Here is a 22,693-nt window from a genome sequence, read left to right as displayed (position 1 = left end):
GGTTAGGTCCGCTCCGTCTTGCTCAACCACATATCGCGCATCGCCCCGTCCTTGATCTGCATCGGGTAGACGTGCTCGCTGGTGTCGACCTGGATATCGAGGAACACCAGGCGATCCTTCATCGCGAAGGCCTGCTCCATCATCGGCTTGAGGTCTTTCAGCTCGGTAATGCGCATGCCGACATGGCCATAGGCCTCGGCCAGTTTGACGAAGTCCGGCAACGACTCCATGTAGGAGTGCGAGTGACGGCTGCTGTACATCATGTCCTGCCACTGGCGGACCATGCCGAGGGCACCATTGTTCAGGTTGACGATCTTCACCGGCAGGTCGTACTGCAGGCAGGTCGACAGCTCCTGGATGTTCATCTGGATGCTGCCTTCGCCAGTCACGCAGGCCACGTGATCATCCGGGAAGCTCAGCTTGACGCCCATCGCGGCCGGCAGGCCGAAGCCCATGGTGCCGAGGCCGCCGGAGTTGATCCAGCGATTGGGCTTGTTGAAGCGGTAGTACTGCGCCGCGAACATCTGGTGCTGACCGACGTCGGAGGTGACGAAGGCGTCGCCCTGGGTGACCTCGCAGAGGGTCTCGATCACGGTCTGTGGCTTGATGATGCTGCCGTCACCCTTGTCGTAAGGGAACATGCCGCGACTGCCGCGCCACTCGTCGATCTGTTTCCACCAGCTGGACAGCGCTTCCTTGCTCGGAGCCTGGCCGATCTCCTTGAGGATCGCGACCATCTCGACCAGCACGCTGTCGACCGGACCGACGATCGGGATGTCGGCCTTGATGGTCTTGGAGATCGACGCCGGATCGATGTCGATATGGATGATCTTGGCATTCGGGCAGAACTTGCCGGCGCCATTGATCACGCGGTCGTCGAAACGCGCGCCGACCGCCAGGATCACGTCGGCATGGTGCATCGCCAGGTTGGCGGTGTAGCTGCCGTGCATGCCGAGCATGCCGAGGAACTGGCGATCACCGCCGGGATAACCGCCCAACCCCATCAGGGTATTGGTCACCGGCAGATTGAGCATCTGCGCGAGCTCGGTCAGGGGCGCCGCGGCGCCGCCCATGATCACCCCGCCACCGGAGTAGACCACCGGGCGCTTGGCGCTCAGGAGCAGTTCGGCCGCCTTGCGGATCTGCCCGGAATGGCCACGCAGGGCCGGGCTGTAGGAGCGCAGCTTGGCCTTCTTCGGGTAGACGTATTCGAACTTCTCCGCCGGATTGGTCATGTCCTTGGGAATGTCCACGACCACCGGACCTGGACGGCCGGACTGGGCGATATAGAACGCCTTCTTCATCACCTCGGGAATCTCCGAGGCGTGCTTGATCATGAAGCTGTGTTTCACGATCGGCCGGGAGATGCCGATCATGTCGGTTTCCTGGAAGGCGTCGGTACCGACCATGTTGCTCGGCACCTGACCGGACAGCACCACCATCGGAATTGAATCCATGTAGGCGGTGGCGATACCGGTGATGGCATTGGTCGCGCCCGGGCCGGAAGTCACCAACACCACACCGGCCTTGCCGGTGGCGCGGGCGTAGCCGTCAGCCATATGGGTTGCCGCTTGCTCGTGGCGAACCAGGATGTGATTGACTTCCGGTTCCTTGAACAGGGCATCGTAGATATGCAGCAGAGCACCGCCCGGGTACCCATAGATGTTCTTAACGCCTTCGTCACGCAAAAAGCGGACGACCATTTCAGCGCCGGATAAAAGCTCCACGTTGTTCACCTCTTGAACGCCAGAATGCCACCCGACAACGAGTGACTCTTAGTAGGTCTTACTGGTCAGCTGACTTGCACGACTGTGATCGTGAACTCTGGACATCGGCATGACGAGTAACGGAACAGCCCATGGTCTTGCGGGACTGGCCCTCCCAGCGCGAGGTAACGCGTTGCGGGTAACACGGTTCGGCACGGGTAGCGCCTCTTGTTGCTGAGCTGGAGGACACTTGCGGCGGACTCCACTACAGCGAACGTTGGATTGTTCGGATTCGGCGAAGGCAAGTCAAGCGGCGCGTGACGCTTTGCGCAATCTTCTGCTGTGACGTGGCGCAGGATGAAGATTCAGCCGATTTGGTTATAGTAGCCCTCAGCCTTCGCAGCACATCAAAAGGAAACAGCATGCGCCGCACAATCCTCATCAGCAGCTTGCTGCTCGCCCTGAGCGCAACCGCCATGGCCAGCCAGGTGTACAAGTGGGTCGACGCCCAAGGCGTCACCCACTTCGGCGCGCAGCCGCCGCAAGGTGCGCAGGCCACCACCATCAATACCGCCGCACCGCCGCCCAAGCCTGCCGAACCGGTGAAAGCCGCGCCGACCTTCGAGAGCATTGCCGACCCAGAGCAGGCCGCCATCGACGAGAAGGTCAAGCAGCAGGTCGCTGCCAAGGAAGCCGAGCGCAGGAAATACTGCGAAAACATGCGCACCAACCTGGCGCAACTGCAGAACAATCCGCGCGTGCGCGTCGAGGAAGGTGGCGAAGTGCGCCGTCTCAGCGAAAAGGAACGTCAGGAGCGTATCGGCGCGGCGCAGAAGGCGATTGCCGACAACTGCAAGTAAGGCGGCAAAATCGGCGCGGCGTCAGGCCGCGCCGCCGATCAACCGATCGAATTCGCCCAGCAGGCGAATCAGCTCCGTAGCCTGGGCACTGCGGTCGCTGTAGACCTGTTCCGCCATCGGCTGGATACCCGAGACACTGGGCAGCGCCGCCCCGGCCTCCAGCATCTGTTTCATCCGCGGCAGGAATATCCATTGCAGCCACTGCTCGAACGCCATGCTGTCGACACAGAATGGCTGCTGGCTGGCCAACGCCTGGGCACTGGGCGGCTGCTCGCTCCACCAGCCCTGCCCGCGCAGTTCGCGCTCGATCAGTAGCAACTGCTCCGCAATAGCCGGCACTCGCGCATCCATCACAGGCTGACCCGCGCCCGCTCGCGCGCCTGGGCGGCGCCGGCAGGGTCACCCTGACGCTCACGTGCCTGGGCGATCAGATTCCACAGGCTGGCCTGCAAGGCCGGCCGACCACTTGCATAGCTCAGACCGCGACGGGCGAATTGCTCGGCCTGCGCCGCATCGCCCTGGGCCAGGCGAACTTCGGCCAGACGATAGAGCACCTGCGGCTCGCGCGGGGCGATGCGCTGGGCGCGCTCGAGGCTGGAGGCCGCACCGTTCAGGTCTCCACTGCCCTGCTGCTGCTGCGCCGTGGTCAACAGCGCCAGTACCGGACCATCCAACTGCTCATCGGCAGCCAGCCCGCCACTGCTGGGAATCCCACTGGGCATCGAGGGCGCTGGCGCGCTGTAACCGCCCTGCGGCTCGCCGATGACCTGCGGTGAACTGTCGCTGGCACCGCCTATCGGCGCGCTCGGCGCCGGGAAGGTCTGGATGGGCGCAGAGCTGCCGGCGCCCTGGGGCACCATCACCACCACCCCGGAATCCTGCGGAACGGCCTGGGGCTGAGGCTGGATGGCCGGCTGACCATAGCTGCCACCACCCGCCTCCTGCTGGTCATAGACCGATCCGCTGGAGTCGACCACCGGGATCGAACCGCGCGGGACGCTGGCACAGCCACCCAGCACCATCGAGGCTGTCAGAGCAGGAATCCACCACTTAATCACTTCACACCCTCTCACTTAATTCAACCAGCCACGTACCCAGTCCATCACCGAATCGACCGGGGCCTGTATGCCACAGCCTGGTCCCGGCGCCGGCTCACTGCCGCGAATATACGGCATCTGCACGGCATTCGGGCAGCTGGGATCCGAGCCCTGGCCGCTATTGGCGTCGACCCAGGCCTGCACCACGTTGTCCGGCAGCGGCATGTCCAGCGGCAGCGGATCGGCCTTGCGCATGAAATCGGTCCACACCTGCAAGGCGCCAGTGGCCCCGGTCAGCGGCGTCGGGCCGTTGTCGTCCCGACCGAGCCACACCACCGCCAGCAGATCCTGGCTGAAGCCGGCGAACCAGCTGTCGCGCGAATCGTTGCTGGTGCCGGTCTTACCCGCCAAATTCAAGGAGCGGGGCAACTGGCTGTACACCGAACGGCCGGTGCCTTCGCTCATGGTGCGCTGCATGGCGTTCTGCAGCAGGTAGATGGCGCCGGCATCGAAGCGCTGCTGGATCTGGTAGGGGTAGCGCTTGAGCGGCTCGCCCTCGGCGGTCAGCACGCTGCGAATGCCGCGCAACGGGGTGTTGAAGCCACCATTGGCCAGGGTCTGGTACATGTCCGCCACCTCCATCGGCGTCAGCGCACCGGCCCCCAGCAACATCGAGGGATAGGCCGGCCACTTGCGCTCGACACCGAGACGCTCAAGAGTTTTGAGCACATTCGGTACGCCCAGTTCCAGGCCGAGCTTGGCGGTGGACAGGTTGTAGGAGTTGGCCAGGCCCTGATAGAGGTAGATCGTGCCATGAGCCTTGCGATCGTAGTTCTGCGGGCTCCAGACCTGGCCGTCCTGGCCCTTGATGGAGAAGGGCTGATCCTGCAGCAGGCTGGTCAGGGTGAACTGGCTGGGGCGCTCCAGGGCCGTCAGGTAGACCGCCGGCTTGATCAGCGAGCCGATCGGCCGCAGCGCATCCAGCGCCCGGTTGAAGCCGGCGAAGCGCGGCTGACGGCTGCCGATCAGCGCCTGGATCTCGCCGGTTTCCGGATTGGTCACCACCATCCCGGCCTCCACCTGGTCCACGCCCTTGCGCCCGGACAGGCGTTTCAGGGAGTCGGCCAGGGCGGTTTCGGCCTTGAGCTGGAGGATCGGGTCGAAACTGGTGAAGATGCGCAGCCCTTCTTCGGTCAGGTCCGCCTCGCGATAGTCCTGGCGCAGCTGACGCTTGACCAGGTCGAGGAAGGCCGGGAAAGAGCTGTCGGCTAGGCTGCCGCGCGGGGTCACGCCGAGCGGCTTGCGCTTGGCCGCCTCGGCCTGCTCGGCGCTCACCACGCCCTGCTCGACGAGCACGTCGAGCACCAGGTTGCGCCGCTCGAGGGCGCGCTCGGGATTGCGCCGCGGGTTGTAGTAGGTCGGCCCCTTGACCATGCCCACCAGCAGCGCCACCTGCTCGAGCTTAAGCTCCGACAGCGGCTGGCTGAAGAAGTACTGGCTGGCCAGGCCGAAACCGTGCACCGCGCGCTGGCCGTCCTGGCCGAGGAAGACCTCATTGAGGTAGGCCTCGAGAATGTCCTTCTTCTCGTAATGCAGCTCCAGCAGCACCGCCATCATCGCTTCGGTGGCCTTGCGAGTCAGGCTGCGCTCGTTGGTCAGGTAGAAGTTCTTCACCAACTGCTGGGTCAGGGTGCTGCCGCCCTGGCGCAACTGGCCGGCCGTGGCATTGATCCACACCGCGCGGGCGATGCCCTTGGGAGACACGCCGAAGTGGTTGAAGAATTCGCGATCCTCGACCGCCACCAGGGTTTCCACCAGATAGGGCGGCACCTGCTCCAGCTTGATCAGCACGCGGTCTTCCTGATGCGCCGGATACAGGCCACCGATCAGCATCGGCTCCAGACGCGCCACCGCCAGGTTGGCACCATTGCCCTGGTTGAGGCCGGCGACGTAATCGCCGGAGAAGCGCACGCGCACGCGCTGCGCCGGCTCGCTGCTCTCGTAGAACTGGAAGCCACGGGTGTGCAGCTCGATACTGTTGCCGGCCACCGCCACGGCGCCTGGGCCATTGGCGGCGCTCTCGCGGCGATAGCCGAGGGCGTCCAGCTCCTTGAGAAAGTCGTCCTTGGCCAGCTTCTGGCCGACGAACAGCTCGAGGGGCCTGGCATAGACCTTGGCGGGCACGGTCCAGCGCTTGCCGGAGAACTTCTCCTGGACCACGGCGTCGAGGTACACGGCAAAGCCGGCTAGGATGACCAAGCCAACCAGGCCGAGCTTGAAAGCCCAGCCAAGCCAGGGACGCAGGCCGCGCGAGCGACGTTTGGAGCGGGAACGGGGGGATCGGGTACGAGTCATGGCGCGGCATTATACGCACTTTGCCTGGCACGGGCAGGCGCTGCCAGGCGGTTTGCAGAGCGGCTCACAGCGGCCATAATGCCGGCCTCTTCTATTGCCCGAACGCCAAGGATCGCCTGTGAGCCAAGCCCTGATCGCCGCCCTGCAGAACCCGGCCCTCTACCCCCACCCGGTGGACGGGTTCCAGGTCATCGAGACGCATATCTCCTGGGTCCTGTTGACCGGCCCCTACGCCTACAAGATCAAGAAACCGGTGAATTTCGGCTTCCTCGACTTCACCGAACTGGCGGCGCGCGAGCACTTCTGCAACGAGGAGTTGCGCCTCAACCAGCGCCTGACCCAGGGCCTGTACCTGGAAGTCCTGCCGATCAGCGGCAGTGCCGAGGCGCCACAGCTGTCCGGCGACGGCCCGGTCATCGAGTACGCGCTGAAGATGCGCCAGTTCCCCCAGGAGCATCTGCTCGGCGAGGTACAGGGGCGCGGTGAGCTGAGCGAGGGCCATATCGAGGCCCTGGCCCGACAGATTGCCGAGTTCCACCTCAAGGCCCCACAAGTGCCGCAGGCGCATGAGCTCGGCAGCGCCGAGGCGGTCATGGCGCCGGTGCTGCAGAATTTCGAGCAGATCCGTCCACTGCTGTCCGACTCGGCCGACATGCAACAACTCGACGCCCTGCAGGCCTGGGCCGAGAGCAGCTACGCACGCCTCATGCCGCTGCTCGGCCAGCGCAAGGCCGAGGGTTTCATTCGCGAATGCCATGGCGATATCCACCTGGGCAACGTGACCCTGCTCGACGGCCAGGTGGTGCTGTTCGACTGCATCGAGTTCAACGAGCCGTTCCGCCTGATCGACATCATCTCCGATGCCGCCTTCCTCGCCATGGACCTGGAAGACCGCGGGCTCAAGTGCCTGTCGCGGCGCTTCGTCAGCACCTGGCTGGAATACACCGGCGACTACGCCGCGCTGGAGCTGCTGAACTTCTACAAGGCCTATCGCGCCATGGTCCGCGGCAAGGTCGCGCTGTTCCGCCTCGGCCAGGAAGAGGACGCGGTGCAGCGTGCGGTGATCCTGCGCCAGTACCGCCGTTACGCCGCCCTGGCGGAAAGCTACAGCGCCATTCCCACGCCCTTTCTGGCCGTCACCCATGGGGTTTCGGCCGTCGGCAAGAGTTCCGTGGCGATGCGTCTGGTCGAAGCCCTGGGCGCCGTGCGCCTGCGCTCGGACGTCGAACGCAAGCGCCTGTTCGGTGAGCAGTCGAATGCCGACCAGGGCCAGCTGAGCGCCGGCATCTACAGCGAGGATGCCAGCCTCGCCACCTACCAGCGCCTGCATCGCCTGGCCGAACTCGCCCTGCATGCCGGTTTTCCGGTGGTGATCGACGCCACCTACCTCAAGCGGGAGCAGCGCCAGGGCGCCTGGCAGATCGCCGAAGCCAGCGCCGTACCCTTCCTGATCCTCGACTGCCACGCCCCCGAGGACGTCATCGCCAGCTGGCTGGGCCAGCGCCAGGCCGCCGGCGTCGACCCGTCCGACGCCACCCTCGAAGTGATCCAGGCCCAGCAGGCCAGCCGCGAGCCGCTCAGCGAGGAAGAACAGGCCAACAGCCGCCGCGTCGAGACCCACGACAGTGCCAGCCTGGACAACTTGGTGAAGCAGATCCGTCAGCGCCTGCCGGGGCTGTAAGGGCTGTCGCAGCACGATCGGGCAGATCGCGCCGCGGCTTCTATACTGGCGGGGGACGCCACCCAGGAAGGTTTCCCCCATGAGCCAGCCACGCCAACTCGATAGCCCGCTCTACCGCCTGTTGCGTGAGGAGAACATCGCTGGCTTCAATGCCCAGCGTCCCCGGGATGTCGAAGTCGATCTCAGCGGCGGCGACTTCCGCGGCCTCGATCTGCGCGCCCTCGACGCCCAGGGCATCAACTTCCGCGACGCCTATTTCCGTGGCACCGACCTGCGCGGCCTGGACCTGCGCGAGGCCCTCCTCGAGGGCGCCAGCCTGGCTCACGCGCAGATTTCCGGCGCCTACTTCCCCGCCGACCTGTCCGCCGACGAACTCTTGATGTCGGTCAATTTCGGCACGCGCCTGCGCTACCGGACCCGCTGAGCATGAGCGAGGTGGCCGAGCTGTTCGGAACGGGCGCAGCGGCCTACGCCAGCTATCGCCCGCAGTACCCGGACGCCCTGTTCGACTGGCTGGCCGAGCACAGCCCGCAACGCCAACGCGCCCTGGACATCGCCTGCGGCAACGGCCAGGCGAGCCGCCCCCTGCTTCGGCACTTCGCCCAGGTACTGGCCTGCGATGCCAGCCTCGAGCAGCTGCGAGCCGGTCGCGACTGGCAGGGCATCCAGCTGTTCGCCGCCAGCGCCGAAGCGCTGCCCCTGCCATCCGCCAGCCTCGATCTGATCGTGGTCGCCCAGGCCCTGCACTGGTTCGCCGGCCCGGCATTCTTCGCCGAAGTCGGCCGGCTGCTCAGGCCCGACGGCCTGTTCTGCGCCTGGTGCTACGGCCTGATGCAGGTCGACAGTCGCCTGGACGCACTGATCGAGGATTTCTACGGCAACACCCTGGCCGGCTACTGGCTGGACGGTCGCGCCAGTGTCGATGCCGGCTACCGCGACATCCCGCTTCCCTTTCCCCGCCTCGAAGCGCCCGAACTGGCCCTCGAAGCGACCTGGAACCTCGGCCAGCTGACCGGCTATCTGGGTACCTGGTCGGCGGTGCAGCGCTGGCAGCGCAAGCACGGCCGCGACCCGGTCGGCGCGCTGAAGCCGGCACTGCAGCAGGCCTGGGGGGATCCCGACCAGCCACGCCCGATTCGCTGGCCGCTACACTTACTGGCAGGCATTGCACGCTGATCGCCTTCCATTCGTTATTCAGCTTCGCCCATTCGCGACGCAAGGAGGCTTGATGAACGACGAACTGCAACACCTGAAGAACCTCGGCAAGACTTCGGCCCTTTGGCTACATGCCGCCGGCATCCACAGCGCCAACGACCTGCGCCGGCTGGGCGCGGTGAGCGCTTACCAGGCCGTGCGGGCCCGGGGTTTTCGCGCCTCCAAGGTGCTGCTCTACGCCATCGAGGGCGCGTTGCTGAACGTGCACTGGAACGAGCTGCCGCCCGCCCACAAGGCGGAGCTGAACGGCCAGCTCGAAGCCTGCGTGGCACACAACAAGAGCTAGCTCACAACCTCTGCTTACGGGGATTTACCAGAAGCCGGGCGCCACCTATTGTGTCAGGGCCATCCGTGCGCTTCGTCAGTCCAGTCCGTTCAAGGAATTACGCCCATGTATCTACTCGGGGAGCAACCGGCTTACGCCGACCAGCTGATCAGCCGACTGCAGAGCATCCCCGCCCAGCTGCTGGACGGACTGCAACCCTGTGGTCCGGCGCTGCTGCTGGAACAGGTGGACGACCTGGCGCCGGAGCTGCCGAGCAACCAGCTGTTCATCATCGAGGATGGCCTGCTGCATGCCCTGGTCGATGGGCGCCCGCTGTTCTACCTGCAGGAGGGCGACCTGGTCGGCCTGCGCCAGGGCATCGACCTGCCCAGCTGCCGCTACCGCAGCGAGGAGCCCCTCAGCCTGCTGCCCTATTCGCGCAATGAAGTGTTCAAGCACATCTACGCCAGCGAGCAGCGCCAGGAACTGCTCATCCAGTACCTGATCGGTCATACCGCCCTGCTCTCCGATGCCCTGGCGCGCCTCAAGCAGCCGGAGCTGCGCACCTCGACCGGTTTCCAGCACTTCGCCGCCGGCGAAGAACTGATTCACCAGGGCGACGCCGCCGATCACGTGTTCATCATCATCGAGGGCCATGCCGAGGCCTTCGTCGACGGGCACAAGGTTGGTGACGTGCAGAAGGACGAGATCTTCGGCGCCATGGCCGTGTTCACCCGGGAAAAGCGCAGCGCCACCGTGCTGGCAACCGAGCCCTGCACGGTGATGGTGATTCCCAAGGACCAGTTCCTCAGCCTGATGCAGAGCAACCCGCGGATCGCCCATAGCCTGATCGAAAGCATGGCCAGGCGCATCGACCTGATGAACAAGGAAATCACCCAGCTGCGCCTGCCGCCGATCGCGCTCTAGAAACTGGCGCCCCGCGCCAACACACACAGCCGCGCAGAATTTCTCGCGAAAGAGCGTTGACATCGAAATGAGAATTGTTATTATTCACTCAACTGGTCGCGAGATCAGCCGATAAGCTCTAGGGCCCGGCAGTCGGACTCTTCAGATTATCTCCTCATCAGGCTAATCACGGTTATTGACCCGGCGCATGCCGGGTCTTTTTTTTGCCCGGCTGTTTTCGGCGTACGCCGAAGATCAATACTCGAGCTTGGCATAGAAGGTCTTCTGCGAAGCCTCGCGGGCCTGGCGCAGGGTGTGGATGCCGCGCTCGGCGAGCAACGGCAGCAGGCGCAGGAACACCTCGCCGGTGACCATGGCATCGCCCAGGGCGGTATGCCGGCCGATCACCTGCACACCGAGGCGCGCAGCGATCTGCTCGAGGCGGTGCTCATCGGGGTTGTGCCCGGGATGGACCAGGGCCGACAGCAGCAAGGTGTCGAGCACCGGCTGGATGAAGCGCACGCCCGTCTGCTCCTCCTTGAGCTGCAGGAAACGCATGTCGAACGCGGCGTTGTGCGCGACCAGCACCGTGTCCTCGGCAAAGCGCTGAAACAGCGGCAGCACCTGGGCGATGCCAGGCTGGCCGGCCAGCAGCTCCGGGGTCAGGCCATGCACCTGCTGCGATTCCCGCGGGATCGAGCGATGGGGGTCGATCAACTGCTCGAAACATTCCTGCTTGAGCAGCCGACCATTGACCATGCGCACCGCGCCGATGGAGATGATCTCGTCGCCCTCGGACGGCGCCAGGCCAGTGGTCTCGGTGTCGAACACGGTGTAGGCCAGTTCGCTCAGGGGCCGCTCATCCAGCTCCGGCGTCTGCCCCGGCTGGCTGAACAGGTCGAAGTCGTAGTACACCGGGCGGCCGTGGGCTGGCGACGACTGCGCCGGCTGCGGCTGAGGCTCGATGATCGGCAACTGCAGGCACAGGCGGCCGACGCCGGCGGCGTGGTCGGTCTGGCACCAGAGCTCGCCGCCGTGGCGCTCCAGCACCTCGCGCAGGGTCGAGGCGCCGGGGTCGTCGCCGCCCAGGCTGAACGGCCGCTCTTCCCACTCGTGCAGCACTTCCGGCTCCAGACCGGCGCCGTTCCAGCGCAGCCCCAGGCGGGCGAAACCGCCCTCGCCGGCCAGTTCCAGCTCGACCTCACGCACCCCGCAGGCGTTCGCCAGCGCGCCCATCAGCTGGGTCATGGCCTGCACCAGGGAATAGCTGTCCAGGCTCAGCCACAGCGGTCGATCATCGCCGCCGTAGTGCGCGGTGACCCCCAGTACCGTGGCGAAGTTGCGTTGCAGCGCCAGCAGCAGGTCGCTGGCCAGCATGTCCTCCAGCGGCCACTGCGGCCTGAGGATGTCGGCATGCCGGGCCAGGGTCTGCTGCAACTGCTGGGACAGGCGCTGCGCCTCATCCAGAATCACCGCGCCGAAACGCTGGCGTTGCTCGGCGTCCATCTGCGGGTACTGCTGCACCGTCTCGGCGGCGGCGCGGATATTGCCCAGGGCGGCGCGGCTGCCCTCGGTGAGCTGCAGCAGCAGGGCGTCACGACGGCTGTTGAGCTCCACCGAGCGGGTGATGTCCTCGAGGATCAGCACGAAGCCGATCAGCTCGCCCAGGGCATCCTGCAGCGGCACCATCTGCGCGCGCAGCAGATGGGCGCCGCGCGCCGTGACGAAATTGGCCACCGGCCGCGGGCTGTGCTGCGCCAGGCGCTGACGCAGGCGTTCCAGGGCGTGGACGATCAGCCGCTGGTCGAGGATGGCGAAGATCGAGCGCCCCAGGCCGACCGGCGTACCGACCGCCTCCGCGGCGCCCGGCTCCAGGAGCAGGCTGGCGCTGCTGTTGTAGAGCAGGATGCGCCCCTCGCGGTTGCACACCAGCACGCTCTGGGCGAGCTCCGACATCAGCGCGGCCAGGCGATTCTTCTCCTGCTCCAGATGGGCGTTGGCCTCGTCGATGCGCTGCTTCACCTCCTGCTGCAGGGCGCCATGGGCCTCGGCGAAGGCATTCAGCGCGCGGGCCAGGCGACGCATCGGCCGGGCTCCCACTGGCTTGAGACGATGGCCGCTGTTGACCCGGCGGATGATGTCGACTTCCTCGACCAGGCGCGCCGCCGCCTCCGGATAACCCGCCAGGCCGATTCGCAGGAGCACGGCGAAGGGCACCAGCAGCAGGCCGCCAAGCACCACCAGCAAGGCGCCGCGCCCTTCGGGCAACGCCAGCAGCGCGGCCCGCTCCGCCGCGTCCAGGTCGAGCCACAGCGCCGCGCCGGCCAGGCCGAGCAAGGCGCCCAGCAGCAGCCCCAGCCCGGCCAGCCAGGCGACGAACCTGAGGCGCGGGCGCATGACCTAGGCGTCCCCGAGCAGCGCGCGCACCTGGGCCAGCAGTTCCTGGGTGGAAAACGGCTTGCTGATATAGGCGTCGGCGCCCAGTGCCAGGCCCTTGCTGACCTCCACCTCGCGGCCCTTGGCGGTCAGCATGACGATGGGCAGCTGCTGCCAGGCCGGGTTCTCGCGGATCTTCTGGCAGACATCGAAGCCGCTCAGGCGCGGCATCATCACATCGAGCAGCACCAGGTCCGGCGGCTGACGCTGGATCGCCTCCCAGGCCTCCTGGCCGTCGTGCGCCACCTGCACCCGATAGCCCTCCTGCTGCAGGAGAAACTCCAGGGAGATGACGATGTTCGGCTCGTCGTCGGCGATCAACACGGTACGGCTCATGCCTGTTCCTCCGTCTTGCGGCCAGGGGCCGGCGTCTCGGCGTCGCCCCCTAAGGGAAGGGTAAAAGAAAAGCAGGCGCCCTGCCCACGCGCGCTGTCCACCCACAGGCGGCCGCCGAAGTGCTCGATGATCTGCCGGCTGATCGGCAGGCCGAGGCCGGTGCCCTGGGGTTTCTCGGTGAGGTGGTCGCCGGCCTGGCGGAATTTCTCGAAGATCGCCTCCTGATCGCCCGGGTCGATGCCGGCACCGTTGTCGCGCACCTCCACCCGCAGCGCCTCGGGCAGCTCGCGCAGGACGATGTCGATGCGCCCGTCCTCGGCGGCGCAGAACTTGACCGCGTTGGAGATCAGGTTGAGCAACACCTGCAGCAGGCGGTCGCGGTCGGCCTGCACCGGCGCGACCTGCGCCGGCAGGTCGAGGCCGAGGCTGATCCCCTTGTCGCTGAGCAGCTGGCTGGTGGTGGCCACGGCGTCCTCGATCACCTGCCGGAGGTCGACGGCGCTCGCGTGCCACTCGGCCCGGCCCGACTCCAGCTTGGCCAGGTCCAGCACCTGGTTGATCATCCGGGTCAGGCGCTCGCTCTCCTTGACGATGATGGCGATGAAGCGGGCGCGCTGCTGCGCCTCCAGCTCAGGATTGTCGTTGAGTATCTCGGAGAAGGCGCGAATGGAAGTCAGCGGCGTGCGCAACTCGTGTGTCACGGTGGAGATGAAGTCATCCTTCAGGCGGTCGAGCTCCTGCAGCCGGGCATTGGCCGCGCGCAGCTCGCCGGTGGCGGCCTCCAGCTCGCGGGACTGCTGCTCCAGGCGGCGGCTGTAGGCGAGCACCTGGGAGGCTTCATCGAGGATGCCGAGCACCTCGTCCATGCCCAGCGGCTCCTCCTCCACCACCGAGGCCAGCATCACCCGCGCCGAAGCGGCGCCTATGGCGCCGGCCAGCTGCTGCTCGGCGAAATGCACCAGCTCGGCGTCCGCCTCGAGCTCCTCGCTGGAGCGCAGCCCGCGCCGTGCCGCGTGCCCAGCGAAGGCTGCGGCGGCGCGCTGCGGGCCGAGGAAGCGGCCGACCAGGGCGCTGATCTCCGCCACCGAGGCCTTGCCGCGCCACAGGCTGGAGCCGCGTCCGGCGACCTTGAAGGCGTCGACGAACAGCAGCGCCTGGGCGTGTTCACGGGCGCTCTGCCGGCCCAGCAGCGACACCGCGACATAGCCGCCGAGGTTGGCGGTGAGGCTCCAGAACAGCGCGTGGCTGATCTCGTCCAGGCCGCTCAGGCCGAACAGCGCCAGTGGCTTGAGCCAGGCGATGGCCAGCGGCCCCTGCTCGATGAACGACAGCGGCAGCCAGCCGGACTTGGCGAACGCCGGCAGCAGCAGGGTATAGAGCCACAGCGCGAAGCCCAGCAGCAGGCCGCAGAGGGCGCCGGCGCGGGTACCCTGCTTCCAGTACATGCCGCCGAGCATCGCCGGGGCGAACTGGGCCACCGCGGCGAAGGACACCAGGCCGATCGACACCAGCGCGTAGGCCTCGCCGGCGGCGCGGTAGTAGACGTAGCCGAGCAACAGCAGCAGCACGATGGCGCCGCGGCGGATGCCCAGCAGCAAGCCGGACAGGTCGTTGCGCCGCGCCAGGCCCAGAGCCCGCCAGCGCAGCAGGAGCGGCATCACCAGGTCGTTACAGATCATGGTCGACAGGGCGATGCTCTCGACTATGACCATGCCGGTGGCCGCCGACAGGCCGCCGATAAACACCAGCAGGGCCAAGGCCTCATGGCCCAGGGCCATGGGCAGGGTGAGGACGAAGGTGTCGGCGTCGACCTGGCCCGGGGCGAAGTGCATCAGGCCGGCGAAGGTGATCGGCAGGACGAAGACATTGATCGCCAGCAGGTACAGGGGGAACAGCCAGATCGCCTTGGCCAGGTGCTGCTCGTTGACGTTCTCCACCACGCCGATCTGGAACTGCCGCGGCAGGAACAGGATCGACAGCATCGACAGCAGGATCAGCGAGGCCCAGGAGCCGTAGCTGCCGGCCGCACCGCCGAGGGTCAGCAGGCCGCTCACCTGCGGCAGGCGCCGCGCCTGCTCGAACAGGTCGGCGAAGCCGTGGTAGAGGCCGAAGGTGACGAAGATGCCCACGGCGAGAAAGGCCAGCAGCTTGACCAGCGACTCGAAGGCGATCGCCGCCACCATGCCCTCGTGACGCTCGGTGGCATCGAGGTGACGGGTACCGAAGACGATGGTGAAGGCCGCCAGCAGCAGCGCCGCATAGAGCGCGGTGTCCTGCAGCAGGCCGGCGCTGGCCTGCTGCGCTGGCATGACGATCTGCGGGTACTGCAGGAGGATAAGAAAGCTGGTCGACACCGCCTTCAGCTGCAGGGCGATATAGGGAATCACCCCGACCACCGCGATCAGCGTCACCAGGCCACCGAGCAGGGCGCTCTTGCCGTAGCGCGCGGCGATGAAGTCGGCGATCGAGGTGATGCGGTTGGCCTTGCTGATGCGGATCATCTTGCGCAGCACCAGCCAGAACAGCGCCGCCATCAGGGTCGGCCCGAGGTAGATGGGCAGGAAGCCGACGCCGCTGGCCGCGGCGCGACCGACGCTGCCATAGAAGGTCCAGGAAGTGGCGTAGACCGCCATCGACAGGGCGTAGATATAGGGGTTGGCGATGATCGAGCGGCCGGCGTCGGCACGCTTGTCGCCCCAGTAGGCGATGGCGAAGAGAATCCCCAGGTAGGCGCAGGAGGCCAGCAGGATCACGCCGCCATGCAGCATCGGCCGTGCCCCCTCTCAGCCCGAGCGTTCGATGACCAGGATCATCAGCCCGATCAGCGCGGCCCAGGCCAGAAACAGGTAGGCATAGAGCAACGGAATGCCCAGCAGCGTGCCGTCGACGTTGAACAGCGCGAGCAGCGGGTAACTGAACAGCAGCCAGCCAAGCGCAAAGAGCGCCACCAGCCGCTGGGTCCGCCGGGTCTGATCGGCCATGGTCCACACCTCCTGAGACTAGTGTGGACGAATCTCAGCGATCCGCCGCCTGACGAATGCGCGCGCAGTGGTCCTGCTCCACTTGCGCCGGGGTGTACCAGACGTAGTCGGCCTGCCCTGCCTCGACCCGAGTGCCGACCTCGGCCAGCAGCAGCACGCCGGTGTCCGGCGTAGCGCCCAGGTCGGCCAGGTGCAGGGGCACGCCCAGGTCGCGGCGCACGTGATAGGCGCCGGCCAGCAGCAGGCTCGGCTGCGGCGATGCCAACAGCGCCTCGGCCATGCGCCGGTCGCGCTGCTGCTGCACGGCGAGCATGGCCGGCAGCTGGCTCTGCGGCAGCTGGTCGCAATGGGCAGCGCGGATCTGCGCCAGCAGCGCCGTGCGCACCTTCGGCGCGGTAGAGGCCTTGCCGGCCAGCGGCGGCGGCTGGCGATAGACCTGCATGACCTCGTCACGCCCCAGGTTGGCCGGCAACGTCGGATAAGGCTGGGTCAGGGCATGGCGCATGATCGGTCCGTACAGCGCCCAGTCCCAGCCCGGCTGCCAGGCCAGGGCGGCGGGCAGGTCGGTCACCGCCTGGCCGCCGGCCAGGCGCCGGCGCGTCGCCTCGACCCGCTCCAGCTGGTCCGGGCCGAGCATCTCCAGCAGCAGGCTGCCCTGGACGCGCCGCGCCGCCAGGGCCTCGAGCAGCCACAGCTGCAGGGCGTGATGATCCGGGTTGTCGTGCCGCTCGCCGATCAGCACCCGTGGCGCCGCGGCCAGGCGCTCGACCAGCTGCGTCGGGCTCAGGCGCCGGCCGCTGGCCAGCTCGACGATCTGCCCCAGTTGCGCGTGCTGGCGCCCCTCGGGGCTCTGCCAGGCCGGCAGCGGCGGCAAGGCGGCCTGGCAGCCGGCAAGCAACAGCACCAAGGCGATAAGTAGCAGGCGCATGCGCGACTCCTCAGCGGGCGACTATCAGGGGGTGGCCGCGCTCGGGGTGGCGCTGCACCAGCACCTCCAGGCCGAACACCGCGCGCAGCGGCTCGGCACGCAGCACCTGGTCGGGCGTGCCCAGCACATGGGGGCGGCCGTCCGCGAGCAGCAGCAGTCGATCGCAGTAGCGCGCCGCCAGGTTGAGATCATGCAGGACCACCAGCACCGCGGCGCCCTGCTCGGCGAAGCGCCGGGTGGCCTGCAGGGTGATGTGCTGGTGCAGCGGGTCGAGCATCGATGTCGGCTCGTCCAGCAGCAGGCTCTGCCCCGCCCCGCCCGGCCACAGCTGGGCCAGCACCCGCGCCAGGTGCACGCGCTGGCGTTCGCCGCCGGACAGTTGCAGGTAGCTACGCCCGCCCAGGTGGGCGGCATCGGCGGCGTGCAGAGCCTCGGCGACTATTTCGGCATCGCGCCGCCGGCCACTGGCATGGGGCAGCCGGCCCATGGCCACCACCTCCTCGACGCGAAAGGCGAAGTTCAGCGTCGAGCTCTGCGGCAGCACCGCCAGGCGCCGCGCCCGCTCCGGCCCGGGCCAGTCGGCGAGCGGGCGCCCGTCCAGCAGCACCCGACCGTGGGCCGCCGGTAGCTCGCCGGCCAGGGCGCCGAGCAGGGTGCTCTTGCCCGCCCCGTTGGGCCCGAGCACGCCGAGCAGCTCGCCCGGGCGCAGCTGCAGGTCGATGTCCGCCAACACGGTGTTGTGGCCACGGCGAACGGCCAGCTCTTGCGCCTGCAGCATCAGGCTCGCCCCCGTACCAGCAAATAGAGGAAGAAGGGCGCACCGAGCAGCGCCGTGACGATGCCGATGGGCAGTTCGGCGGGTGCCAGCAGCAGCCGTGCGGCCAGGTCGGCGAGCAGCAACAAGGCGGCGCCAGCGAGCATCGCGGCCGGCAGCAACAGGCGGTGATCCGGGCCGGTGAGCAGGCGCACCAGATGCGGCACCACCAGGCCGACGAAGCCGATCATGCCCGCCGCCGCCACGGCCGCGCCCACCCCCAGGGCAGTGCACAGCACCAGCTCGCGCTTCAGCCGTTCGACATCGAAGCCCAGGTGGCGCGCCTCCGACTCGCCGAGCAGCAGGGCGTTCAGCGCCCGCGCCCGGCGCGGCAGCCACAGCGCTACGCCGAGGGTGATCAGCAGCAGCGGCCACAGCCGCGAATAACTGGCGCCGTTGAGGCTGCCGAGGTTCCAGAAGGTCAGGCTGCGCAGGGTGGCGTCGTCGGCCAGGTAGGTGAACAGGCCGATCGCCGCACCGGCCAGGGCGGTCAGGGCGATGCCGGCGAGCAGCATGGTCGCCACGTCGGTCTGGCCGTCGCGGCGGCCCAGGCGATAGACCAGGCTGGTCACCATCAGTCCGCCGCCGAAGGCGCAGGCCGACAGCAGATAGGGCTCGAGTCCGGCGGGCAGGCCACCGAACGCCGCCCCGCCGACAATGGCGACAGCCGCCCCCAGCGCGGCGCCGCCGGACACGCCGATCAGCCCCGGATCGGCCAGTGGGTTGCGGAACAGCCCCTGCATGGCCACCCCGGTCAGCGCCAGCACCGCGCCCACCGCCAGCCCCAGCAGGGTGCGCGGCAGGCGGATCTGGCCGAGGATCAGTTCGGCCTGCTGCAGCTCGGCACCGCCCAGCGGCAGGCCGACCAGGCGCAGGGCCGCCTGCAGCGTGTCCTGCAGCGGCAGACTGACCGGCCCCAGGGCCAGGGACAGCCAGAGGGCGAGCAACAGCAGCAGGCCCAGCGCGAGAAACAGCGCGCGCGGTGGAATGACAGGATGCATGGCGTGGACGGACCTGGCGGCCGGAAGTTGGCTGGCAGGATAAAAGGCTGGGGAGCTGGCCGCCAGCCCGATCACGGCGGCTCCGTCGCCCGGCGCTTGGCAAGCGGGCACGGCGCGGCATAATGGCCGCCTGCCGTGGAGAATCCGATGACGCGTTTATGCGCCCCGCACGAGCTGGCCGAGGGCCAGAGCCGGGGCTTTGAAGTTGCGGGGCGCAAGCTGCTGGCCGTGCGCAAGGCTGGCCAGGTGTTCGTCTACGCCAACCGCTGCCCGCACCGCGGCATTCCCCTGGAATGGCTGCCCGACCAGTTCCTCGACGCCAGCGCCAGCCTGATCCAGTGCGCCACCCATGGCGCGCTGTTTCTCATCGAGTCGGGCGAGTGCGTCGCCGGCCCCTGCGCCGGACAGGCGCTCGAGGCGCTCACCTGCGTGGAAGACGCCGAGGGAATCTGGCTCCAGTCCTAGCCCCACGCCGCGTAGGGTGCGCCGCGCGCACCGACGCTCGAGGCCATGGCGTCCATCTATCGGTGCGCATGGCGCACCCTACTAATCAGGGCCCAGCGTAGTCCATCGGTTGGGATGTCCATGCCACGTAGGGTGCGCCGTGCGCACCGGCGCTCGTCGCCATGGTGCCTATCCAGCGGTGGGCAGGGCGCACCCTAGCCTTGCACCTCGAGCCTGCGCACCAGGCGAATTTCCTCGGGGCCGATGTCGGCGCCATAGGCCAGCACCTCGACGCCAGCGGCGATGGCCTCACGCAGGGCCGCGGCATAGGCCGGGTCGATCTCCTCGGCCGGGCGCACCGCCTCGATCCCGCTCAGGTTGACGCAATACAGCTGCACCGCGCGCACGCCATCGCGGGCCAGCGCGGCCAGCTCGCGCAGGTGCTTGGCGCCGCGTTCGGTGCGCGCATCGGGGAAGGCCGCCACGGCCGAATCGGCGAAGCCCAGGGTCACGCTCTTGACCTCGACGAACGCCGGCCCGCCCGGGTAGTCCAGGCGAAAATCGATGCGGCTGCGCTCCTGGCCATAGGGCACCTCGCGCTTGAGTTCGGTGAAGCCGGCCAGCTCGGCGATCAGTCCGGCCCGCAGCGCCTCCTCCACCAGGGCGTTGGCCCGCGCCGTATTGATCACCGCCAGGCGTCCATGGGGCGTCTCGCCGATTTCCCAGGTGCCCGGCAGCTTGCGCTTGGGGTCGCTCGAGCGACTGAACCAGACCCGCGCGCCCTCGCTCATGCAGTTGAGCATCGAGCCGGTATTGGGGCAGTGGATGCACAGCTGCTCGCCGCTCGCCGTCTCGATATCGGCGAGAAAGCGCTTGTAGCGGCGCAGCAGGCGGCCCTGCTGCAGCGGCGGTTCAAAGCGCATCGGGGCGCCAGCTCTTCAGGCCGCGGGCGATGCGCTCGACCGCCTGCTGCAGCCGCGGCAGGTTCTGGGTATAGGCGAAGCGCACATGCTGGCCGGCCAGATGACGGCCGAAGTCCAGCCCCGGGGTAAAGGCCACATGCTCGGTCTCCAGGAAGTGCTGGCAGAAGGCGAAGGCGTCGCCGCCGAAGGCGCTGATGTCGGCATATAGATAGAAGGCGCCTTCCGGCTCCACGGCGATCCTGAAGCCCAGCTCGCGCAGCGCCGGCAGGAGGAAGTCGCGGCGCCGCTGGAACTCGTGGCGACGCTGCTCGCAGATCTCCAGGGTCTGCGGCTCGAAACAGGCCAGGGCGGCGTGCTGGGCCATGCTCGGCGCGCTGATATAGAGGTTCTGCGCCAGTTTTTCCAGCTCCGGCACCGCCGCCGGCGGCGCCACCAGCCAGCCCAGGCGCCAGCCGGTCATGCCGAAATACTTGGAGAAGCTGTTGAGCACGAAGGCCTCGTCGTCCACTTCCAGCACGCTGGCCGCGTCCACACCGTAGGTCAGGCCGTGGTAAATCTCGTCGACCACCAGATGGCCGCCATGCGCCTTCAGCGCCTGGGACAGCGCGGCCAGCTCCTCGCGCGGCAGCAGGGTGCCGGTTGGATTGGCCGGCGAGGCGACCAGGGCGCCGACGCTGTCGCGATCCCAGTGACGGTCGACCAGCTCGGGCGTCAGCTGGTAGCGCACCTCGGGGCCTACCGGCACCAGTTGCGCGGCGCCTTCGATCAGACGCAGGAAGTGGCGGTTGCAGGGGTAGCCCGGGTCGGCCAGCAGCCAGTGCTTGCCCGGGTCGACCAGCAGGCTGCTGGCCAGCAGCAGGGCGCCGGAACCGCCCGGGGTAATCAAAATCCGCTCAGGGTCTATGCTCAACCGGTAGCGTTGTGCGTAGAAACCGGCAATCGCCTCGCGCAGCGCCGGGATACCCCGCGCCGCGGTGTAGCGGGTATGCCCGGCAGCCAGCGCGGCCTGGCCGGCGGCGACGACGGGCGCGGCGGTGGTGAAATCCGGCTCGCCGATCTCCAGATGGATCACGTCGTGGCCATCGGCCTGCAACTGATTGGCGCGGGCGAGCAAGGCCATGACGTGGAAGGGTTCGATGGCACGGCTGCGCGCACTGTATGACTGGGCCATGGACCTGCCTTGAAAGAGGTTGAAAGGCGGATTCTAACCAAGCGCCCGGCGAAACGGCAGCAACCTCGACAACCGGGAGTGGCGCGGCTTCAATCGTTCTGGTAAGTTCGCCCGCTTGCAGCCGCAGGGCCGATGCGAAATCGGCAAAGGGACACCACTCCTGCGCAGTGGATTAGAGAGAGTGAGAGGCGGTCATCCATGCCCATCAAAGCAAAAGCAAAGAGCAGCCAACTGATTCGTGGCTTCGAACCCTACCAAGAGAGCAAGGGTGAGGAGTACATGAGCGAGCCGATGCGCGCCCACTTTACCGGCATCCTCAACAAGTGGAAGCTGGAACTGATGCAGGAAGTCGATCGTACCGTGCATCACATGCAGGACGAAGCGGCCAACTTCCCCGATCCGGCCGACCGCGCCAGCCAGGAAGAAGAGTTCAGCCTGGAACTGCGTGCCCGCGACCGCGAGCGCAAGCTGATCAAGAAGATCGACGAGACCCTCGAGCTGATCGAAGAGAACGAGTACGGCTGGTGCGATTCCTGCGGTGTCGAGATCGGCATCCGTCGCCTGGAAGCCCGCCCCACCGCCACCCTGTGCATCGACTGCAAGACCCTGGCGGAAATCAAGGAAAAGCAGATCGGTTCCTGATCTGATCACGGGGCGCTGAGGCGCCCCGCGTTGTTTCTGCCCCGCGCCCGCACACCCCGCCCCACGCTCTCCCGCGCCCAACCCTGCAGCCCGCCCGCATGAACGCTCCCCGCTACATCGGTCGATTCGCCCCCACCCCCAGTGGCTATCTGCACTTCGGTTCCCTGGTCGCCGCCCTGGCGTCCTACCTGGATGCGCGCGCCGTCGGCGGTCGCTGGCTGCTGCGCATGGAGGACCTCGACCCACCGCGCGAGGTGCCCGGCGCCCAGGACGCGATCCTGCGCACCCTGGAGAGCTACGGCCTGTACTGGGACGGCGAGCTGGTGCGCCAGAGCGCGCGGCATGCCGAGTATCAGGCCCTGATCGAGCGCCTGCTGGACAGCGGCCTGGCCTATGCCTGCACCTGCTCGCGCAAGCAGCTGGAGGGTTATCACGGGGTCTATCCGGGGTTCTGCCGCGACGCCGGCCACGCGCCCGATAACGCGGCGATCCGCCTGCGCGTGCCGCAGCTGAGCTACGGCTTCAGCGACCGCGTGCAGGGCGAGTATCGCCAGCACCTGGGCCGCGAGGTGGGCGACTTCGTCATTCGCCGCCGCGACGGCCTGTACGCCTACCAGCTGGCGGTGGTGCTCGACGACGCCTGGCAGGGGGTCACCGACGTAGTGCGCGGCGCCGACCTGCTCGACTCCACCCCGCGCCAGCTCTATCTGCAGGAGCTGCTCGGCGCGGCCCAGCCGCGTTACCTACACGTGCCGCTGATCATCCAGCCCGACGGCCACAAGCTGGGCAAGTCCTACCGCTCGCCGCCGCTGCCCGCCGACCAAGCCGCGCCGCTGCTGCTGCGCGCCCTGCATGCCCTGGGGCAAAAGGTCCCCGGCGAACTCGCCGAGGCGCGCCCGGCGCAGTTGCTGGAATGGGCCGCGCGGCACTGGGACGCCGGGCGCATTCCCCGCAGCCGCACCCTGGCCGAGGCGCAGTTGCGCTAGACGGTG

General features: G+C 67.7%; 22 protein-coding genes. 9 read left to right on the top strand and 13 right to left on the bottom strand.

Annotated features, from left to right (window positions below):
• Positions 1–2: 2 nt before the first annotated feature.
• Positions 3–1,727, bottom strand: a complete 1,725-nt coding sequence (locus tag LPB260_RS09130) for an acetolactate synthase 3 large subunit (protein WP_208708376.1) — start codon at positions 1,725–1,727, stop codon at positions 3–5.
• Between the two features lie 401 nt (positions 1,728–2,128).
• Here LPB260_RS09130 and LPB260_RS09125 point away from each other — a divergent pair, with 401 nt between their 5' ends.
• A complete protein-coding gene (locus LPB260_RS09125; RefSeq protein ID WP_208708375.1) occupies positions 2,129–2,566 on the top strand; it encodes a DUF4124 domain-containing protein in 438 nt (145 codons plus the stop codon).
• 21 nt (positions 2,567–2,587) lie between these two features.
• Here the strand turns inward: LPB260_RS09125 and LPB260_RS09120 are convergent, their stop codons facing one another.
• The 3 genes from LPB260_RS09120 to mrcB are packed head-to-tail and all read right to left on the bottom strand — an operon-like array spanning position 2,588 to position 5,958.
• Positions 2,588–2,917: a YqcC family protein gene (locus LPB260_RS09120; protein ID WP_208708374.1), complete on the bottom strand. Its 330-nt coding sequence runs from the start codon at positions 2,915–2,917 to the stop codon at positions 2,588–2,590.
• Positions 2,917–3,624 (bottom strand): tetratricopeptide repeat protein, encoded by a 708-nt coding sequence (locus LPB260_RS09115; RefSeq protein WP_208708373.1) that lies wholly within the window; start codon positions 3,622–3,624, stop codon positions 2,917–2,919. The genes LPB260_RS09120 and LPB260_RS09115 overlap by 1 nt, the downstream gene beginning before the upstream one ends.
• 15 nt (positions 3,625–3,639) lie before the next feature.
• Positions 3,640–5,958 (bottom strand): penicillin-binding protein 1B, encoded by a 2,319-nt coding sequence (gene mrcB / locus LPB260_RS09110; protein WP_208708372.1) that lies wholly within the window; start codon positions 5,956–5,958, stop codon positions 3,640–3,642.
• A 118-nt stretch (positions 5,959–6,076) separates the two neighbouring features.
• Here mrcB and LPB260_RS09105 point away from each other — a divergent pair, with 118 nt between their 5' ends.
• The 5 genes from LPB260_RS09105 (at position 6,077) to LPB260_RS09085 (ending at position 10,046) form a co-directional block, all read left to right on the top strand.
• Positions 6,077–7,639, top strand: coding sequence for a bifunctional aminoglycoside phosphotransferase/ATP-binding protein (locus LPB260_RS09105; protein ID WP_208708371.1), 1,563 nt, complete (start codon positions 6,077–6,079; stop codon positions 7,637–7,639).
• A gap of 79 nt (positions 7,640–7,718) precedes the next feature.
• Entirely contained in the window at positions 7,719–8,063 is a 345-nt protein-coding gene (locus LPB260_RS09100) for a pentapeptide repeat-containing protein (protein ID WP_208708370.1), read from the top strand.
• A 2-nt stretch (positions 8,064–8,065) separates the two neighbouring features.
• Complete coding sequence (locus LPB260_RS09095; RefSeq protein ID WP_208708369.1) at positions 8,066–8,815, top strand: class I SAM-dependent methyltransferase; 750 nt, start codon at positions 8,066–8,068, stop codon at positions 8,813–8,815.
• Between the two features lie 52 nt (positions 8,816–8,867).
• On the top strand, positions 8,868–9,140 hold the full coding sequence (locus LPB260_RS09090; protein ID WP_208708368.1) for a TfoX/Sxy family protein: 273 nt from the start codon (positions 8,868–8,870) through the stop codon (positions 9,138–9,140).
• A gap of 105 nt (positions 9,141–9,245) precedes the next feature.
• Positions 9,246–10,046 carry a Crp/Fnr family transcriptional regulator gene (locus tag LPB260_RS09085; protein ID WP_208708367.1) on the top strand — a complete coding sequence of 267 codons (801 nt, stop codon included), beginning with the start codon at positions 9,246–9,248 and terminating at the stop codon, positions 10,044–10,046.
• Positions 10,047–10,280: 234 nt separating this feature from the next.
• Here the strand turns inward: LPB260_RS09085 and LPB260_RS09080 are convergent, their stop codons facing one another.
• The 7 genes from LPB260_RS09080 to LPB260_RS09050 are packed head-to-tail and all read right to left on the bottom strand — an operon-like array spanning position 10,281 to position 18,467.
• On the bottom strand, positions 10,281–12,422 hold the full coding sequence (locus tag LPB260_RS09080; RefSeq protein ID WP_208708366.1) for an exonuclease domain-containing protein: 2,142 nt from the start codon (positions 12,420–12,422) through the stop codon (positions 10,281–10,283).
• A 3-nt stretch (positions 12,423–12,425) separates the two neighbouring features.
• Positions 12,426–12,797 (bottom strand): response regulator transcription factor, encoded by a 372-nt coding sequence (locus LPB260_RS09075; RefSeq protein ID WP_208708365.1) that lies wholly within the window; start codon positions 12,795–12,797, stop codon positions 12,426–12,428.
• Positions 12,794–15,565, bottom strand: a complete 2,772-nt coding sequence (locus LPB260_RS09070) for a sensor histidine kinase (RefSeq protein ID WP_208708364.1) — start codon at positions 15,563–15,565, stop codon at positions 12,794–12,796. Before LPB260_RS09070 ends, LPB260_RS09075 begins: the two co-directional genes overlap by 4 nt.
• Before the next feature lie 15 nt (positions 15,566–15,580).
• Positions 15,581–15,778 carry a hypothetical protein gene (locus LPB260_RS09065; RefSeq protein WP_208708363.1) on the bottom strand — a complete coding sequence of 66 codons (198 nt, stop codon included), beginning with the start codon at positions 15,776–15,778 and terminating at the stop codon, positions 15,581–15,583.
• Positions 15,779–15,812: 34 nt separating this feature from the next.
• Positions 15,813–16,706 carry a ChaN family lipoprotein gene (locus tag LPB260_RS09060; protein ID WP_208708362.1) on the bottom strand — a complete coding sequence of 298 codons (894 nt, stop codon included), beginning with the start codon at positions 16,704–16,706 and terminating at the stop codon, positions 15,813–15,815.
• Positions 16,707–16,716: 10 nt separating this feature from the next.
• The gene (locus tag LPB260_RS09055) at positions 16,717–17,484 is read right to left on the bottom strand and encodes a heme ABC transporter ATP-binding protein (RefSeq protein WP_208708361.1); all 768 of its coding nucleotides are present in this window, start codon (positions 17,482–17,484) and stop codon (positions 16,717–16,719) included.
• Complete coding sequence (locus tag LPB260_RS09050; RefSeq protein ID WP_208710143.1) at positions 17,484–18,467, bottom strand: iron ABC transporter permease; 984 nt, start codon at positions 18,465–18,467, stop codon at positions 17,484–17,486. Before LPB260_RS09050 ends, LPB260_RS09055 begins: the two co-directional genes overlap by 1 nt.
• A gap of 201 nt (positions 18,468–18,668) precedes the next feature.
• Between LPB260_RS09050 and LPB260_RS09045 the strand changes: the two genes are divergently transcribed.
• Positions 18,669–18,986: a Rieske 2Fe-2S domain-containing protein gene (locus LPB260_RS09045; protein WP_208708360.1), complete on the top strand. Its 318-nt coding sequence runs from the start codon at positions 18,669–18,671 to the stop codon at positions 18,984–18,986.
• Positions 18,987–19,180: 194 nt separating this feature from the next.
• Here LPB260_RS09045 and sfsA read toward each other — a convergent pair whose 3' ends face one another.
• Together sfsA and LPB260_RS09035 are read right to left on the bottom strand one after the other, a co-directional pair.
• On the bottom strand, positions 19,181–19,888 hold the full coding sequence (gene sfsA, locus LPB260_RS09040) for a DNA/RNA nuclease SfsA (protein WP_208708359.1): 708 nt from the start codon (positions 19,886–19,888) through the stop codon (positions 19,181–19,183).
• A complete protein-coding gene (locus LPB260_RS09035; protein ID WP_208708358.1) occupies positions 19,878–21,059 on the bottom strand; it encodes a pyridoxal phosphate-dependent aminotransferase in 1,182 nt (393 codons plus the stop codon). The genes sfsA and LPB260_RS09035 overlap by 11 nt, the downstream gene beginning before the upstream one ends.
• Positions 21,060–21,257: 198 nt before the next feature.
• On the opposite strand from LPB260_RS09035, the gene dksA reads away from it, so the two are divergent.
• Positions 21,258–21,701, top strand: coding sequence for an RNA polymerase-binding protein DksA (gene dksA, locus LPB260_RS09030; protein ID WP_208708357.1), 444 nt, complete (start codon positions 21,258–21,260; stop codon positions 21,699–21,701).
• A gap of 98 nt (positions 21,702–21,799) precedes the next feature.
• The gene (gene gluQRS, locus LPB260_RS09025; protein WP_208708356.1) at positions 21,800–22,687 is read left to right on the top strand and encodes a tRNA glutamyl-Q(34) synthetase GluQRS; all 888 of its coding nucleotides are present in this window, start codon (positions 21,800–21,802) and stop codon (positions 22,685–22,687) included.
• The last annotated feature ends 6 nt before the right edge of the window (positions 22,688–22,693 follow it).

It is taken from the genome of Pseudomonas sp. LPB0260 (genome assembly GCF_013388395.1).
This window is presented reverse-complemented; position numbering and strand designations above follow the sequence as displayed.

What these genes read in the sequence shown, in the direction of transcription:
- LPB260_RS09045 (WP_208708360.1), top strand. Translation starts at nt 18,669, where the DNA reads ATGACGCGTTTATGCGCCCCGCACGAGCTGGCCGAGGGCCAGAGCCGG.
- LPB260_RS09070 (WP_208708364.1), bottom strand. Translation starts at nt 15,565, where the DNA reads ATGCTGCATGGCGGCGTGATCCTGCTGGCCTCCTGCGCCTACCTGGGG.
- dksA (WP_208708357.1), top strand. Translation starts at nt 21,258, where the DNA reads ATGCCCATCAAAGCAAAAGCAAAGAGCAGCCAACTGATTCGTGGCTTC.
- LPB260_RS09080 (WP_208708366.1), bottom strand. Translation starts at nt 12,422, where the DNA reads ATGCGCCCGCGCCTCAGGTTCGTCGCCTGGCTGGCCGGGCTGGGGCTG.
- LPB260_RS09085 (WP_208708367.1), top strand. Translation starts at nt 9,246, where the DNA reads ATGTATCTACTCGGGGAGCAACCGGCTTACGCCGACCAGCTGATCAGC.
- LPB260_RS09090 (WP_208708368.1), top strand. Translation starts at nt 8,868, where the DNA reads ATGAACGACGAACTGCAACACCTGAAGAACCTCGGCAAGACTTCGGCC.
- LPB260_RS09060 (WP_208708362.1), bottom strand. Translation starts at nt 16,706, where the DNA reads ATGCGCCTGCTACTTATCGCCTTGGTGCTGTTGCTTGCCGGCTGCCAG.
- mrcB (WP_208708372.1), bottom strand. Translation starts at nt 5,958, where the DNA reads ATGACTCGTACCCGATCCCCCCGTTCCCGCTCCAAACGTCGCTCGCGC.
- LPB260_RS09125 (WP_208708375.1), top strand. Translation starts at nt 2,129, where the DNA reads ATGCGCCGCACAATCCTCATCAGCAGCTTGCTGCTCGCCCTGAGCGCA.
- LPB260_RS09095 (WP_208708369.1), top strand. Translation starts at nt 8,066, where the DNA reads ATGAGCGAGGTGGCCGAGCTGTTCGGAACGGGCGCAGCGGCCTACGCC.
- LPB260_RS09075 (WP_208708365.1), bottom strand. Translation starts at nt 12,797, where the DNA reads ATGAGCCGTACCGTGTTGATCGCCGACGACGAGCCGAACATCGTCATC.
- LPB260_RS09100 (WP_208708370.1), top strand. Translation starts at nt 7,719, where the DNA reads ATGAGCCAGCCACGCCAACTCGATAGCCCGCTCTACCGCCTGTTGCGT.
- LPB260_RS09035 (WP_208708358.1), bottom strand. Translation starts at nt 21,059, where the DNA reads ATGGCCCAGTCATACAGTGCGCGCAGCCGTGCCATCGAACCCTTCCAC.
- LPB260_RS09065 (WP_208708363.1), bottom strand. Translation starts at nt 15,778, where the DNA reads ATGGCCGATCAGACCCGGCGGACCCAGCGGCTGGTGGCGCTCTTTGCG.
- sfsA (WP_208708359.1), bottom strand. Translation starts at nt 19,888, where the DNA reads ATGCGCTTTGAACCGCCGCTGCAGCAGGGCCGCCTGCTGCGCCGCTAC.
- gluQRS (WP_208708356.1), top strand. Translation starts at nt 21,800, where the DNA reads ATGAACGCTCCCCGCTACATCGGTCGATTCGCCCCCACCCCCAGTGGC.
- LPB260_RS09055 (WP_208708361.1), bottom strand. Translation starts at nt 17,484, where the DNA reads ATGCTGCAGGCGCAAGAGCTGGCCGTTCGCCGTGGCCACAACACCGTG.
- LPB260_RS09120 (WP_208708374.1), bottom strand. Translation starts at nt 2,917, where the DNA reads ATGGATGCGCGAGTGCCGGCTATTGCGGAGCAGTTGCTACTGATCGAG.